The following is a 14,587-nucleotide window of genomic DNA, read 5'->3' as shown; positions in this document are numbered from 1 at the left end:
GGCGCGCGGACTCACTCTGCCGAAACGGCCGACTGGCGCCTTTCGGCGGCGTGGCCCGTTTCAGACACCGGCCGGACGACGTAGCGCAGGACCGTATAGCCGATGATCGCCGAGATGGCCGAGCCGGTCAGTACGCCGAGGCGGACCTCGTTCATCAGCGCCTGGTCGGCGAAACTCAGACCGCCAATGAAGAGCGACATGGTGAAGCCGATGCCGGCGAGGCAGGCCAGGCCGTAGATGTGCATCCAGGTCACGCCCTGGGGAAGCCGCGCCCAGCCCATCCGCACCAGCGCCCAGGTCGCCAGGAACACACCCGCCTGCTTGCCGAGGACGAGTCCTCCCGCGATGCCGAGCGGCAGGGCGGAGACGAGGTCCGACGGCGTCAGCCCCTTCAGCACGACGCCCGCGTTCGCAAAGGCGAAGACAGGCACGATGAGGAAGAGCACATAGGGCGAAAGAGCGTGTTCGAGCGCGTGCAGCGGCGACTTACCGTACTTGTCCTTCAACGGCACGAAGAAGGCGGTCACGACGCCCGCGAGCGTGGCGTGCACACCGGATTTCAGGACGAGCACCCAGAGCACGATGCCCAGCATGACGATCGGCGCGATGCGGTGCGCGCCCGCGCGGTTCAGCAGGTAAAGGCCCGTGAGCGGAGCCAGCGCGAGGAGGAGGTAGTCGAGGTGAAGCTCCTTCGTGTAGAAGAGCGCAATGATGATGATGGCCCCGAGGTCGTCGAGGATCGCCAGCGTCAGCAGGAAGACCTTCAGCGCCGCCGGCACCCGTTTGCCGAGCAGCGCCAGCACGCCGACCGCGAAGGCGATGTCGGTCGCCGCCGGAATGGCCCAGCCGCCGCGCGTCACCGGGTCGGACCAGTTGAGCGCGAGATAGACCAGCGCCGGCACCGCCATCCCGCCAATCGCCGCCACGCCGGGGAGCATCACGTCGGAGGGGTTCTTCAGCTTGCCCTCCATCATCTCGCGCTTCAGTTCGAGGCCGATGAGAAAGAAGAACACGGCCATCAACCCGTCATTGATCCAGAGGATCAGCGGCTTCGAAAGCCCCTCGCCGTTCAGGAGCACCGAGAAGGGAGTCGTGAGCAGCGCGTGATAGCCGTCCGACAGGCCCGAGTTCGCGATGATCAGCGCAAGGAGCGCCGAAAGCATGAGGAGTACGCCGCCGGCGGCGTCGTGGCGGAAGAACTGGTCGATGCTGCGTATGAGGCTCATGGGGTCCCGTGATTATGAGTCTTTCGCTCAGACTTGGGGTCGCATTGCGGTGTGTCAACCGTACGGGGTGCGTTCTTTCCGCCCTTGCAGCTTTTTCCGCGCGGCCTAGGATGGTTACGGAGAGTGAGATGAAGGCAGCGTTCGATCACCTGGCAGTATCCGCCGCGTCGCTCGATCACGGCGCGCGTGTCGTGGAGGCCGCGCTTGGCGTGGGTTTGGAGCCCGGCGGAAAGCACCCCTTCATGGGGACGCACAACCGCCTCCTCAGCCTTGGGCCCGGAGAGTATCTCGAGGTCATCGCCATCGACCCGGACGCCACCGCACCCGACCGCCCGCGGTGGTTCCGTCTCGACACCTTCACCGGGCCGCCACGGGTGACGAACTGGATCCTGCGGACCGACGAACTCGACGCGGCGCTTGCGGCCGCGCCGCCGGGGGCGGGCCAGCCGGTCGCGCTTGAGCGCGGCCCCTATCGCTGGCGCATGGGCGTGCCCGAGGATGGCCGGCTTCCCTTCGATGATGCCTTTCCGGCGCTTATCCAGTGGCAGGGCGAGTGCCACCCGGCCGCCGCCTTGCCCGACCGCGGCTGCCGCCTGCGGCGGCTCGAGATCGCGCATCCGAAGGCCGACCGTCTCCGCCCGCTTGTCCCGCTTTCCGACCCGCGCATCTCCATCGTCGTCGGCCCGAAGGCGATCCGGGCCGAGATCACGACGCCGCACGGCGACTGGTGGATCGAGTGATCCTTCGCCCCGTCGAGGCGGAGGACCTGCCGCATCTTGCCGCCTTCTGGAATGGCATCATCCGAGAGACGACGATCACGTTCACCACGGTTCTCAAGACCGAGGAAGGCCTGTCCGCCATGATCGCGGCGCGGCGGGCGGCCGGGCGCGAGTTCTTCGTCGTCCGCGACGGCGGCGCGATCGGCTTCGCCAGCTATGACCAGTTCCGCGACGGTCCGGGCTACGCACATGCGATGGAGCACACGGTCCTCCTGCCGCCGGAGCTTCGCGGGCGCGGTGCCGGCCGCGCGCTGATGGACCGGGTGGAGGCCCATGCCCGGGCCGGCGGCGCGCATACGCTCTTCGCCGGCGTCTCGGGCGAGAACACGGCCGGAATCGCCTTCCACGCCCGCATCGGCTTCGACGTCTCGGCGCGCTATCCCGAGGCGGGGCGCAAGTTCGGCCGCTGGCTCGACCTCGTGCTGATGATGAAAAGGCTCGGCTGAGGGCTGCATTGCCGCACAGCCGGACCCGATGACAGCGCGCTGCGCTGCGGCTAGAGTGGCGCCATGTCGATCTGGACCCGCATCGCCGACGCCGTGGCCGCCCTTGCCAAGGGCGAGGGGCTTGCGTCCGTCTTCGACCGGCTCAAGGCGCCGCCGGAACGGTCCGTGGGTTTCACCATCGCGGTGATCGCGCTCGGCGCCAAGATGGCCAAGGCCGATGGCCAGGTGACGCGCAACGAGGTCGCCGCTTTTCGCGAGGTCTTCGCGATTCCGCCCGCGGAGGAGGACAACGCCGCGCGCGTCTTCAACCTCGCCCGGCAGGACGTGGCCGGCTTCGACCTCTACGCCGGCAAGATCGCCGCCATGTTCGGGCCGGGGGACCCGGTGCTGGTGGACCTCATGGAGGGGCTCTTCCACATCGCAATGGCCGATGGCGACTACCACCCGCACGAGGACGCCTTCCTGCGCGAAGTGGCCCGCATCTTCGGGGTCGACGACCGCTGCTTCCGTTCGCTTCTGAGCCGTCTCGTGCCCGACGCCCCGCGCGACCCCTATGATGTGCTGCGTGTGCCGCACGGCGCCCCGATCGAGGAGGTGCGCGCGGCCTGGCGGCAGGCGGTGCGCGACAGCCACCCCGACCGGATGCGCGCGCGCGGCCTGCCGGACGAGGCGCTGAAGATGGCCGAACAGCGGCTCATCGACATCAACCGCGCCTGGGAGGAGATCCAGGCGCGCAAGGCGGCCTGAGACGATGCGGCTGGCAACCTACAACGTCGAGTGGTTCTCCAATCTCTTCGACCGCAACGGCGTCATGCTCGAAGACGGCGGCTGGTCCGCGCGCTACAACGTGACCCGCGCGGACCAGCTCGGCTCGCTCGGCATCGTCTTCACCGCCATGGACGCGGATGCGGTGATGATCATCGAGGCGCCCGACAACAACCGCCGCCACAAGACTGTGGCGATGCTGGAAGCCTTCGCCGCGCGCTATGGCCTGCGCACCCGCAAGGCGCTCCTCGGCTACGAGAACGAGACCCAGCAGGAAATCGCGCTGCTCTACGATCCCGACAAGCTTTCGGCCGAGCACGATCCGATCGGGCTGCCCGACGAGCCCGTGGAGGGCGTGTCGAGCCCGCGCTTCGATTCGAGCTACAAGATCGACCTCAACATCGACGCGACGCTTGACGTGGTGCGCTTTTCCAAGCCGCCGCTCGAGGTGGCCATGACCACCGCCGCAGGCACGAAGGTCAGGCTGATCGGGGTCCATGTGAAGTCGAAGGCCCCGCATGGCGCCGAAAGCGAGGCGCAGATCAAGCGGCTCGCCATCGAGAACCGGCGCAAGCAGCTTGCCCAGTGCATCTGGCTCAGGGAACGCGTGCTCGAACATCTGCGGGCGAAGGAAAGCCTGATCGTGATGGGCGATTTCAACGACGGCCCGGGGATCGACGAATACGAGAAACTCTTCGGCCGGTCCGGGGTGGAGATCGTGCTGGGGTGGGACGAACCGCACGAGACGCGCCTGTTCGACCCCCACGCGCGGGTGGCCTTCGGCAAGAAGCTTGCCGCGATGCCCGCGACCGCGCGGTTCTACCTCGACGACAAGGGCGCCTATTTCTCGGCGCTGCTCGACTACATCATGGTGTCGCCGGACATCCGCGCGAAAGGGCCGAGGTGGCGCATCTGGCATCCGTTCGACGACCCCGGCTGCTACCGGGTGCCGGAACTGAGGGAGGCGCTCCTGACCGCGTCGGACCATTTCCCCGTCACCGTTGACGTCGATCTGTGATCGTCCGGCTGTGAATCCGGGGCCGGAGGGACTATATTCGGCTCATGTACCGTGTCGCCTCCGCCTTGATCGCCCTGATGGTTGCCTCGGCGCCTGTCCAGGCCGAAGAGCCGCCCGCCTCCGCCGAGGAAGGATTCAGCCTCCTGGAGGAGGGCGCAAAGATCATCCTGCGGTCATTCATCGACGAAATGGAGCCGGCGCTGAAGGACATGCACAAGGGCTTGGACGACGCCATGAAAGAGGTCGGGCCGATGCTTGGCCAGCTCGTCGAGATGATCGGCGATGTCCGCAACTACGAGGCTCCGGAGATGCTGCCGAACGGCGACATCATCATCCGCCGCAAGCGCCCCGAGGGCCCGCAGATGCCGGGACCCAACGGCGAGATCGAGATCTGATCAGTCCGCGACCACCGTCACCCGCGCCGTCGCGCCGAGCGCGTCGCAGAGCGACTTGAAGCGGGCCTCCGCCACCTCGCCGAAGAGCGCCTGCGATCCGGCCTTGAGTCGCAGTTCGAGAACCTTCTTCTTCGGCCGCCAGAAGAGTTCACCTGCATCCTCGGGCGACCGCACCGCGAACATCGCGCCGAAACGCATGGCCTTTCCAAGCACCTCGGCTTCGCGGAGCTGCCGGCCGTCGAGCAGGGTGAAGAGAGGTTCCATCCGCGACCCCGAGCGCGAGTTCTTGTAGCGGTGGAGCAGTGCCAGACCGAGATAGACGCGCTCGACGTGACTGAGTCCGCCGAGATTGGCGCGTGTCGCATTGTCGAAACAGGCCTCGGCCCGATAGTCGGGATGCGCCCGCCAGGTCGTGTCGTGCAAGAGACAGGCTGCCTTGATCACCCGCTGCCGGGCCTCCGGCAAATCGACGAAGATCGGAAGGATGAACTGGTAGAGCTTCTTGCCGAAGCCCGGCATGCGCGCCATCGTCCGTTCGGCGTGGCGGCAGGCCTCGATCAGGGGGTCGCGCATCCTCAGCCGCTCGGGCATCTGCTCGTAGAGCAGCCCCTCGCGGATGCCGTAGGAGGAAACGTCGATTTCCTTTGGCCGGAAGGTCAGCACCAGCTGGCGCAGCACCCGCGCGGCAAGCGGCACCAGTTCGAGCCGGGCCTCCGAGGTGCCGGTCCGGGCCTTGAGCGCGGCGATGTCGCTCTCGGCGATCCAGTGCGCGGTCTGCAGTACCGACTGCGGCCCCATCCGGTATTCATGCAAGACGGTGAGTGGATAGTTGCGCCGCACCATGTCGAGCCGGGCAAAGGCACGCCAGGAACCGCCCACCAGATAGACGCGCTCGTGTCCGCGCCCGACGGCCTCGGCGAGCGATTCCATCGTCTCCTCGATATATCGCTGAAGGCCCTTGCCGCCGCCGGTTACCTGCTGGAGCCGGAAGGGGCCGAGCGCCGAACTCACCCGCCGGCCGACCTTGCCGCCCGAAACCTCGGCCAGTTCCATCGAGTTGCCGCCGATGTCGCAGACGAGCCCCTCGGCCTCCGGCCAGCCGAGGAGAACTCCCTGCGCCGAGAGCCGCGCCTCTTCCTGCCCGTCGATCACCCAGAGCTTGAGCCCGGTGTCGCGCTCCACGAGCTTCTGGAACTCGGGTCCGTCGCTGGCCTCGCGCACGGCCGCGGTGGCGACGCAGGTCAGGGGGGGCAGCTTCATCCCCTTGGCAAGCATGGCGAAACGCCGGAGCGCGGCGAGCGCCCGCCGCTTGCCCTCCGGGTTGAGCCGGCCGGTTTCGGCCAGACCCTGGCCAAGGCCCGCCATGATCTTCTCGTTGTAGAAATAGGCCGGGCTGCGCGCCGCGCCGTCGAAGACGACGAGCCGGACCGAGTTCGAGCCGACGTCGACGACACCCACCCGGTCGAGCGCGCGCGCGGAAGGATCCTCGAACAACGGACGGCCGAAGGGCTTCCAGTCGTCACCATGCACGCGGCTATCGGCGGTCATGGCTGTCATCCCCCGGCTGCCTCGGACCCGGCACCCTTCTAACCTTCATTCCGGCGCGTGGGCAAGCTTCGGCACGTCCTTCGCCCCGGCCGAGCCGCGGCCCGAAAGCGACGGATTTTCCATGAAGAAACGGTGACAGGAAAAGAGGTCGTCGCGCCCGTCGGGAAGGTCGCGCAGATAGCGACCGTCGGGGCCGAGCACCCAGCTCTGCGCCTCGTCGGCGAGGTTCGCGGCCATGATCTGGCTGACGATCTGGGCCTTCACCGTGTCGTTCTTCGTCTCGATCAGCGTCTCCACCCGGCGGCTGAGGTTCCGCCCCATCCAGTCGGCCGAGGAGATGAAGACACGGGCCTTCTTCGAGGGCAGGCCGTGGCCGTTGCCGAAGCAGACGATCCGGCTGTGTTCGAGGAAGCGGCCGACGATCGACTTCACCCGGATGTTCTCGCTCAGGCCGTGGATACCGGGCCTGAGCCCGCAGATGCCGCGGACGACGAGCTGGATCCGCACGCCGGCCCGGCTCGCCGCATAGAGCGCGTCGATCACGTCGGGCTCGATGACCGAGTTCATCTTCGCCCAGATTTCGGCGGGGCGCCCGGCGCGCGCGTGCTCCGCCTCGACCGCGATGAGTTCCAGCAGGCGCGGCTTCAGCGTGATGGGCGAGATGGCGAGGTTTTCCAGATGCTCGGGCTGGACGTAGCCCGAGAGGTAGTTGAACACCTTCGTCGCATCGCGCCCGAGCGCGGGGTCGGCGGTGAAGAAGGACAGGTCGGTGTAGATGCGCGCGGTGATCGGGTGGTAGTTGCCGGTGCCGAAATGGGTGTAGGTCACGAGGTTCTCGCCCTCGCGCCGGACGACCGTCGAGATCTTGGCGTGGGTCTTGTAGTTGATGAAGCCGTAGACGACATGCGCGCCCGCACGTTCCAGCCGCCGTGACTGCCGGATGTTCGCCGCCTCGTCGAAACGGGCCTTGAGTTCCACGAGCGCCGTCACGGACTTGCCGCTTTCGGCCGCATCGCAGAGCGCCGAGACGATCGGGCTGTCCTGCGAGGTGCGGTAGAGCGTCTGCTTGATCGCCAGCACGTTGGGGTCCGCCGCCGCCTGGTTGAGGAAGCGGATGACCATGTCGAAGGTCTCGTAGGGATGGTGCAGCAGCATGTCCTTCTGGCGGATCGCCGCGAACATGTCGCCCTCGTGGTCCTGCACGCGCTCGGGCACGCGCGGGGTGAACGAGGGCCATTGCAGGTCGCGGCGGCTGTCGAGCACCAGTTCCTTCAGGTCGGCCATGCCGACCATGCCCTTGACCTCGACCACCTCGTCCGGCGTGACGCCCAGTTCGTCCATGATCAGCGCGCGGATGCCCTCGGGCGCGCCCGCGGTGATCTTCATGCGGATGACCTGCCCGCGCCGGCGCCGTTTCAGCGCGGTCTCGAACTCGCGCACCAGGTCCTCGGCCTCGTCCTCGACCTCGATGTCGCTGTCGCGCAGGACGCGGAACGTGCAGTGGCCGGTGTCCCGGTAGCCGGGGAAGAGCGAGTGCAGATGCAGCAGCAGCAGTTCTTCCATCGGCAGGAAGCGCCGGCCGCCCGGCATGGCGACGAAGCGGTCGATCTGCTGCGGGATCGGCAGGATCGCCTGCAACCGCCGCTTGTCCACCCCCCGCTCGAGCTCGAGCGCGAGACAGAAGCCGGTGTTGGGGATGAACGGGAAGGGATGGGCGGGGTCGATGGCGAGGGGCGAGAGGACCGGGAAGACCTTGTTGAGGAAATAGTCGGCGAGAAAGTCCTCGTCCCGCCTTGTCAGTTTCGATCGCGTCAGAAGCGCGATACCGCTCGTCTCCAGTTCCCGCCTGAGCTTGTTCCAGACGCTCTGCTGCGTCTGCATCAGCCGTCGTGCGTCCTCGTTGATGAGCTTCAGTTGCTCGGCCGGGCTCAGCCCGTCGTCCGAGAACATCGCGTTGCCTTCGCGGACGAGTTCCCGCAGGCCCGCCACGCGGACGGTGTAGAACTCGTCGAGGTTCGTGGCCGAGATCGACAGGAACCGGACGCGTTCGAGCAGCGGCACCCGCGGATTGCGCGCCTCATCGAGCACCCGCCAGTTGAAGGCGAGCCAGGACAGTTCCCGGTTGAAGAACCGTCTCGGTCCGGCAATCTCGGCTTCGGGAAAGGTGATCGGGGCAGGGAAGGGAGCCTTGAGGAAATCTGCTTGTGTCATTGGCGACTTGGGGGCCTCGGTCGGTACCTCGTTGATGCCGGACGGCGTCGCATCATGACCCCGGTTGCGAGCACAAGTCCAGCGCGTCTCGTGCCATCTCGCGCGTGACCGGCCCGCCGCGGGCGAGCGCACGCGCGTCAAGATCGGCGACGAGCCCGCGTGCGCTCGCGAAGGAGCGGTCCATCCTGCGGACCAGCCACTGGATCAGGCTTGGCGCGACGACGATCTGGCGGTCGGCGAAGAGCTTGACCAGCACCGCCGCGAGAAGCGCGTCGTCCGGGGCGGCAATTTCGGCGACCGCGGTCGCCTCCATCCTGCTGGCGAGGTCCGGCAGGCAAAGCCCCCAGTTCCGCGGCGGCGACGCCGCGGTGACGAGGAGCCGGCCGCCACGGGCGAGGACGTGGTTGTGCAGGTGAAAGAGCGCGGTTTCCGCCGCGCGGTCCCCCGCGATCCGGTCGGCATCCTCGACGACGACGGCCGGCGCCTCGACCGCCTCCTCCGGCACCGCGCCGGCAGAAAGGACCGCGGCATCGTTCTCGCCCGCCCAGACCTGGGCGAGGTGGCTCTTGCCGGCGCCCTCGGGGCCGATCAGCAGGAGCTTGCCCTCCGGCCAGTCGCCCGCGTCGACTTGCGCCACGGCAAGCGCATTCGCCGGCGACACGAAGAAATCCCCGCGCCCCAGTGCGGGCCGCACCGGCAGGTCGAAGGTCAGTTGCCGGGGCATCTCAAGACTCGTCGCTTCCCGACAGGCCTTGGTAGAGCCGGCTGCCGAGGTATTGGGAGATAGCAAAGCGCGCCAGCACCCCGAGCGCGGCGGCGACCGGGACGGCGACGAGCATCCCGACAAAACCGAAGAGCGTGCCGAAGGCCGAAAGCGCGAAGAGCAGCCAGACCGGGTGGAGCCCGACCGAATTGCCGACAAGCTTCGGCGTGACGATGTTGCCTTCGAGGAACTGGCCCACCGCGAATATGCCGGCGATGACGGCGATCTGGAACCACTCGCCCCAGAACTGGAAGAAGGCGAGCCCGATGGCGAGCGCCCCGCCGATCAGCGCACCGACATAGGGGATGAATGTGATCAGCCCCGCAATGGCCCCGACGATCAGGCCGAAGTCGAGCCCGGCGAGCATCAGCGTCACGGAATAGAACGTGCCGAGGATGAGGCAGACCGACACCTGCCCCCGGACGAAACCGGCAAGCACCCGGTCGATGTCGCGCGCGATCGTGCGCACGGTTTCGGCATGGTCACGTGGCAGGAGCGCGTCGATCTTCCCGACCATCTTGTCCCAGTCCAGGAGAAGGTAGAACGCCACGACCGGCACGACGACGATGAACACGACCGCGTTGATGACCGACAGCGCCGACGACAGCAGGCCGCTTGCCAGTTCCCCGCCCCTGGCCTGGATGGTCTTGCCGATGGAGACCAGGGTCTCGCGCACGACGCTTTCCTGATCCATGATCGAGGGGAAGTTCGCCGTCAGGAAGCCCTGCAACTCGCCGAAGATCGTTGGCGCCGCGTTCACGAGCTGGATGAGCTGGCGGACGAGCATCGGGACGATCAGAAGCGCCAGAAGCACGAAGATAAGAAGCGCGAGCGCCGAGATCGCGGCGGTGGCGGCCGCGCGCGACAGGCCCATGCGTTCCAGCCGGTCGGCGATGGGATCGAGGAAATAGGCCAGGGCGCCGCCCACGAGGAAGGGCAGGATCACGTTGCCGAGCCCCCAGAGCAGGGCCAGGAAGATCGCCGCGGCGATCCCCCAGTATCTCGCCTGTTGCCGGACCGTCAGCGCCATGGCGCACTCCTTTCGCTCCCGCCAGTCATGGCCCAAGCGCGGCGGCCGCGCAAGCGGAGCCCTGGTGCGCTGGCATTCGGCGCTTTTCCTTGCCAAGTTCCGCGCGGCGCGTATTCTGCCGCCAGGGAGGCCGGTGCCGCAGTGCAGAAACAGAGCATTTTCGCAGAGTTCACCGAGATCACGCCTTCGGCGCCGATCGACGCGGAGCGCCATGGCTGGCGCGCGAAATGCCTCCAGCGGCTCATTCGGCTCGACCTGCCAGTGCCGCGCACCGTCGCGCTATCCGCCGACACGGTGCGCGCCATCGCGGCGGGAGTGACGCCCGACACGGCGCGGCTCGCGGCCGCGTTCGGTGGCGCGCTGGTCACCATCCGGCCCTCTCCGGCCAATCCGGAATGGGGCGGACCGACCACGGTCCTGAATGTCGGCATGACCGGCGCCAAGCACGCCGAGATCGCCGCAGTGCACGGCCGGGCCTATGCAGACGCGCTCTACCTCGGTTTCGTGCAGTCCTATGCCATCCACGTCGCGCGGCTCGACCCCGACATGTTCACGGCCGAGCCCTCGCCCGAGGCGCTCGCAGCGGCGCTTGCCGCCTACGAGGCCGAGATGGACGAGGAGTTCCCGCAGTCGCCGGCCCGGCAGATGGGCGAGGTGCTCCGGTCGATGGCCCGTGCCTGGGAGGGGACCACGGCGCGGCTTCTGCGCGAGGCGAAGGGCGCGCCGTCCGATGCCGCGCTCGGCCTCGTCATGCAGGAAATGGCACAGGCCGTCGGGCCGGGACTCTCGGGCACAGGCACGATCCAGCTCATCGAACCGGTGACCGGTGCGCCGCAGGTGACGGGGCGCTTCCGCGGCCTCAATCCCGCGAACCGCAAGGCCGAAGAGACGCTCTATCTGGTGCGCGATCGCCGGGGCCACTCGCTCGAGGACGCGGCGCCCGAGGTCTTCGCCGCCCTTCAGGCCCATTGCCGCACCTGCCGCGAGCGGCTGCGCGAGGAGATGCTGATCGAGTTCGCGCTGGAAAACGGCGTGCTGAAGGTCATCGACGCCGTGAAGGTGCAAAGGTCCTCGCGCGCCTCTGTCCGCGTCGCGGTGACCCTGGCAACGGAAAGGATCATCAGCCGCGACGACGCGATCCTGCGGGTCGAGCCGCGCGCGCTGTCGGAGCTTTTGCACCATCAGGTGGACCCGCGCGCTCCGCGCGACCGGGTGGCGCGCGGCATCGCCGCGAGCCCCGGCGCCGCCTCGGGCCGGATCGTCTTCTCCTCGGCTGACGCTCAGGCTGCCGCCGCACGCGACGAACGCTGCATCCTCGTCCGGCGCGAGACCGCGCCCGAGGACATCCGGGGGATGCATGCGGCCGTCGCGGTCCTGACCGAGCGGGGCGGCATCACCAGCCACGCCGCCGTCATCGCGCGCGGGCTCGGCCTGCCCTGCATCGTCGGGGCGTCGGAGCTTTCGCTCAACCCGCGCGACCGGGTGATCGTGACGCGCTCGGGCCGGACCTTCCGCGAAGGCGACGTGATCACCGTCGACGGCACCAACGGCGAGGTGCTGGCCGGTTCGGCCGAGATGCTCGAACCCGCGCTCGACGAATGGTTCACGACGCTCCTGCACTGGGCCGACAATGTCCGCGACATCGGCGTGCGCGCCAATGCCGACACGCCCGACGACGCCCGTACCGCGCGGATGTTCGAGGCCGAAGGCATCGGTCTTTGCCGCACGGAGCACATGTTCTTCGACGAGGACCGGCTGACCGTGATGCGCGAGATGATCTTCGCCGACACGGCGAAGGACCGGAAGGTCGCGCTCGACCGGCTCCTGCCGATGCAGCGGGCCGATTTCATCGCGCTATTCGACATCATGGCAGGGCTTCCCGTCTGCATCCGCCTCTTCGACCCGCCCCTGCACGAGTTCCTGCCGCACGACCGCGAGGGGATGCGGGAGCTTGCCGAGGCGCTCGACCGGCCGCTTTCCGAGGTGACCCGGCGGGTGGAGGCGCTCTCGGAGTTCAACCCGATGCTGGGGCTGCGCGGCGTCCGGCTCGGCGTGACGGTGCCGGAGATCTACGAGATGCAGGCTAGGGCGATCTTCGAGGCCACGGTCGAGGCCTCCCGGCGCGGGGCGGCGGTGGTGCCGGAGGTGATGATCCCGCTCGTCTCGGCCAAGCGGGAGGTCGAACTGGTCAAGACCCGCATCGACGCGGTTGCCGCCGCCGTGCGCACCGCGACCGGGGCGGATTTCACCTATCGCATGGGCGTGATGGTCGAGACGCCGCGCGCCGCGCTGCGGGCAGGCGAGATCGCCCAGCACGCGGCCTTCCTGTCGTTCGGCACCAACGACCTCACGCAGATGACCTATGGGTTGTCGCGCGACGATGCCGGTCGCTTCATGGGCGATTATGTCAATCAGGGTGTCTTCCCGGAAGACCCGTTTCACGTCCTCGACGAGGACGGCGTCGGCGAATTGTTGCTCATCGGAAGCGCGCGCGGACGTCAAACGCGACACGATGTGACGCTTTCGATCTGCGGCGAGCACGGTGGAAACCCGGCATCCATTGCATTTTGTCGCAGATCCGGCTTCGATTACGTCTCCTGCTCGCCGTTCCGCGTTCCCGTGGCGCGCCTTGCCGCTGCGCACTTCGCCCTGAAAGACCCGGATATTGCGCAAGGAAACAAAGTGATTTCAAACGATTGAGGCTGACACCCCGGTTGCTGGTGCGCCGGGCCAATTGTTGAAGTAGCCGCGACAATCGTGGCGATCGGCGGCGTCCTGCCGCCGGGCCCCCCTGCGGGTGGACGTGCCGCGCTCGTTCGGCTATGCCCTGCCGGTCATTGCCTTTGGGGGGCTGTGGCTCGACGAAGCAATTCGGGAACGGAAAATGTCAGTGCTGAAGTGCTGGACCGGGAGCATGGTCATGCTCCTTGGCCTCGCCGGAGGCTTGCATGCCGAGATGACGGTAAGCCAGTCGAACGATCCCAGCGCCGCGATCGGGATGAACCTGACCGCGCTCCTGGGACAGGACCGTGAAGGCCTTGGGGCGGTCGCGGGAAATCGCCTTGCAGCGATCGTGACGCCGCCGGTCGTCACGAAGAAGGCCGGGAAGGCCGCCAAGGGCCAGATTGCCTATGACGATGCCTGGCTTGCGGCGCAGCCTGCGGCCACGGGCGGGGCGGAATTCGAATGCCTGGCCACGGCGCTCTACTTCGAGGCGCGCGGCGAGGGGGTCGCGGGGCAGGCCGCGGTGGCCGAGGTAATCCTGAACCGGGTGGAGAATCCGACCTTCCCTCGGACGGTCTGCGGCGTGGTCAACCAGTCGAACGGACGGGGGTGCCAGTTCTCCTACACCTGCGACGGCCGTGCGGACCGCATCGGCGACCGCGCCGCCTGGATTCGGGCGGGAAAGATCGCCAAGGCGATGCTCGACGGCGCGCCGCGTCCGCTGACCGAGGGGGCGACCTACTTCCACACGCCCGCGGTGCGGCCGTCCTGGGCGCGCCGGTTCGAGAAGACGGCGAAGATCGGCCGCCACATCTTCTACCGCGCGCCGGTCGTGACCGCGATGAACTGACGCCGCGGGCGGCGCCCGCCGCGCCGCCTTCGGCCTTCCGGCACCGGCCGATCCGGCTATGATGCCCCGACCCGAGCCGGAGCGCGACCATGACCGACGACAGATCCCCCGCCTTCGGCACCCTGGAGGAACGGGCCGCTGCCATGGCAGGCGCGAACGCGCTGGACCGCCTGTCGCTCCGCGACCATGTCGTCACGGCCGAGATCGGCGCCTTTCAGCATGAACGGGGGCAGGGCCAGCGCCTGCGCTTCAACGTCGTCGTCGAACTCGCGCCGCCGGCGAGGCAGGGGGAGGGCGCCGAGGACGACGTGGACCGTATCCTGTCCTACGACCGGCTCACCGAGGCCATCGCGGCCGAGCTTGCGGCGGAGCGCCTGAACCTCCTCGAAACGCTGGCGGAACGCGTCGCCGCGCGCATACTCGCCGCGCCGCAGGCGGCGCGGGTCTTCCTCAGGATCGAGAAGCTCGACCTCGTTCCGGGCGCGCTCGGGGTGGAGATCGTCCGCGACCGGTCGGCGGCGGCCACCGTCGACGCTGAGATCGCGCAAGCGCCCCGCGCCGCCGTGCACCTCCTCCTCGGACCGGGGCTACCGGAGCGCGTGGAGGGGCCTGCCGTCTTCGTTCCGCCGGCCCCCGGATTGCCACTGCCCGCGGCGGCCACGGACGAGGCCCGGCGCCACATCGCGCTCCTGGCACTCGAACAGGCGGCCTGGTCGCTGGCCGCCCGGGATGCGGCCCTTTCGGTCGTTGCCACGCGGACCGAGCTTGACTGGGCGCTGAAGCGCGGCCGGCGCGTGGTCTGGGCGCCGGCGAAGCTGGTCCGCGACACGCC

General features: G+C 68.3%; 13 protein-coding genes. 8 read left to right on the top strand and 5 right to left on the bottom strand.

The window, feature by feature from the left end; translation table 11 throughout:
- Positions 1 to 11: 11 nt before the first annotated feature.
- Positions 12 to 1,226, bottom strand: a complete 1,215-nt coding sequence (gene nhaA, locus F9K34_RS02920) for a Na+/H+ antiporter NhaA (RefSeq protein ID WP_291335207.1) — start codon at positions 1,224 to 1,226, stop codon at positions 12 to 14.
- A 128-nt stretch (positions 1,227 to 1,354) separates the two neighbouring features.
- Here nhaA and F9K34_RS02915 point away from each other — a divergent pair, with 128 nt between their 5' ends.
- From F9K34_RS02915 to F9K34_RS02895, 5 genes are all read left to right on the top strand, one after another.
- A complete protein-coding gene (locus F9K34_RS02915) occupies positions 1,355 to 1,966 on the top strand; it encodes a VOC family protein (protein ID WP_291335205.1) in 612 nt (203 codons plus the stop codon).
- On the top strand, positions 1,966 to 2,451 hold the full coding sequence (locus tag F9K34_RS02910; RefSeq protein WP_291335262.1) for a GNAT family N-acetyltransferase: 486 nt from the start codon (positions 1,966 to 1,968) through the stop codon (positions 2,449 to 2,451). Before F9K34_RS02915 ends, F9K34_RS02910 begins: the two co-directional genes overlap by 1 nt.
- Before the next feature lie 63 nt (positions 2,452 to 2,514).
- Positions 2,515 to 3,198 carry a molecular chaperone DjiA gene (locus F9K34_RS02905; protein WP_291335203.1) on the top strand — a complete coding sequence of 228 codons (684 nt, stop codon included), beginning with the start codon at positions 2,515 to 2,517 and terminating at the stop codon, positions 3,196 to 3,198.
- Positions 3,199 to 3,202: 4 nt separating this feature from the next.
- The gene (locus F9K34_RS02900; protein WP_291335202.1) at positions 3,203 to 4,234 is read left to right on the top strand and encodes an endonuclease/exonuclease/phosphatase family protein; all 1,032 of its coding nucleotides are present in this window, start codon (positions 3,203 to 3,205) and stop codon (positions 4,232 to 4,234) included.
- A gap of 44 nt (positions 4,235 to 4,278) precedes the next feature.
- Positions 4,279 to 4,629: an AAA+ family ATPase gene (locus tag F9K34_RS02895; RefSeq protein WP_291335201.1), complete on the top strand. Its 351-nt coding sequence runs from the start codon at positions 4,279 to 4,281 to the stop codon at positions 4,627 to 4,629.
- Here the strand turns inward: F9K34_RS02895 and F9K34_RS02890 are convergent, their stop codons facing one another.
- Genes F9K34_RS02890 through F9K34_RS02875 form a run of 4 tightly spaced genes read right to left on the bottom strand, consistent with a single transcriptional unit; the run spans position 4,630 to position 10,181 of the window.
- Positions 4,630 to 6,186: a Ppx/GppA family phosphatase gene (locus F9K34_RS02890; RefSeq protein ID WP_436405704.1), complete on the bottom strand. Its 1,557-nt coding sequence runs from the start codon at positions 6,184 to 6,186 to the stop codon at positions 4,630 to 4,632.
- A 36-nt stretch (positions 6,187 to 6,222) separates the two neighbouring features.
- On the bottom strand, positions 6,223 to 8,388 hold the full coding sequence (locus F9K34_RS02885) for an RNA degradosome polyphosphate kinase (protein WP_291335197.1): 2,166 nt from the start codon (positions 8,386 to 8,388) through the stop codon (positions 6,223 to 6,225).
- A gap of 52 nt (positions 8,389 to 8,440) precedes the next feature.
- A complete protein-coding gene (locus F9K34_RS02880; RefSeq protein ID WP_291335195.1) occupies positions 8,441 to 9,112 on the bottom strand; it encodes a DnaA ATPase domain-containing protein in 672 nt (223 codons plus the stop codon).
- 1 nt (position 9,113) lies between these two features.
- Positions 9,114 to 10,181 carry an AI-2E family transporter gene (locus F9K34_RS02875; protein WP_291335194.1) on the bottom strand — a complete coding sequence of 356 codons (1,068 nt, stop codon included), beginning with the start codon at positions 10,179 to 10,181 and terminating at the stop codon, positions 9,114 to 9,116.
- Positions 10,182 to 10,322: 141 nt separating this feature from the next.
- Between F9K34_RS02875 and F9K34_RS02870 the strand changes: the two genes are divergently transcribed.
- The 3 genes from F9K34_RS02870 to F9K34_RS02860 form a co-directional block, all read left to right on the top strand.
- On the top strand, positions 10,323 to 12,881 hold the full coding sequence (locus F9K34_RS02870) for a putative PEP-binding protein (protein WP_291335193.1): 2,559 nt from the start codon (positions 10,323 to 10,325) through the stop codon (positions 12,879 to 12,881).
- A 184-nt stretch (positions 12,882 to 13,065) separates the two neighbouring features.
- Positions 13,066 to 13,755, top strand: a complete 690-nt coding sequence (locus F9K34_RS02865; protein WP_291335191.1) for a cell wall hydrolase — start codon at positions 13,066 to 13,068, stop codon at positions 13,753 to 13,755.
- Between the two features lie 89 nt (positions 13,756 to 13,844).
- The coding region (locus tag F9K34_RS02860; protein WP_291335190.1) for a dihydroneopterin aldolase at positions 13,845 to 14,587 on the top strand (743 nt) is incomplete at its 3' end.

Source organism: Albidovulum sp., from assembly GCF_008933605.1.
GTDB lineage: Bacteria > Pseudomonadota > Alphaproteobacteria > Rhodobacterales > Rhodobacteraceae > Albidovulum.
The sequence above is the reverse complement of the archived record's forward strand: the minus strand, read 5'-3'. Positions and strand labels throughout refer to the sequence as shown.

What these genes read in the sequence shown, in the direction of transcription:
- F9K34_RS02890 (WP_436405704.1), bottom strand. Translation starts at nt 6,186, where the DNA reads ATGACAGCCATGACCGCCGATAGCCGCGTGCATGGTGACGACTGGAAG.
- F9K34_RS02885 (WP_291335197.1), bottom strand. Translation starts at nt 8,388, where the DNA reads ATGACACAAGCAGATTTCCTCAAGGCTCCCTTCCCTGCCCCGATCACC.
- F9K34_RS02915 (WP_291335205.1), top strand. Translation starts at nt 1,355, where the DNA reads ATGAAGGCAGCGTTCGATCACCTGGCAGTATCCGCCGCGTCGCTCGAT.
- F9K34_RS02905 (WP_291335203.1), top strand. Translation starts at nt 2,515, where the DNA reads ATGTCGATCTGGACCCGCATCGCCGACGCCGTGGCCGCCCTTGCCAAG.
- F9K34_RS02895 (WP_291335201.1), top strand. Translation starts at nt 4,279, where the DNA reads ATGTACCGTGTCGCCTCCGCCTTGATCGCCCTGATGGTTGCCTCGGCG.
- nhaA (WP_291335207.1), bottom strand. Translation starts at nt 1,226, where the DNA reads ATGAGCCTCATACGCAGCATCGACCAGTTCTTCCGCCACGACGCCGCC.
- F9K34_RS02875 (WP_291335194.1), bottom strand. Translation starts at nt 10,181, where the DNA reads ATGGCGCTGACGGTCCGGCAACAGGCGAGATACTGGGGGATCGCCGCG.
- F9K34_RS02880 (WP_291335195.1), bottom strand. Translation starts at nt 9,112, where the DNA reads ATGCCCCGGCAACTGACCTTCGACCTGCCGGTGCGGCCCGCACTGGGG.
- F9K34_RS02900 (WP_291335202.1), top strand. Translation starts at nt 3,203, where the DNA reads ATGCGGCTGGCAACCTACAACGTCGAGTGGTTCTCCAATCTCTTCGAC.
- F9K34_RS02865 (WP_291335191.1), top strand. Translation starts at nt 13,066, where the DNA reads ATGTCAGTGCTGAAGTGCTGGACCGGGAGCATGGTCATGCTCCTTGGC.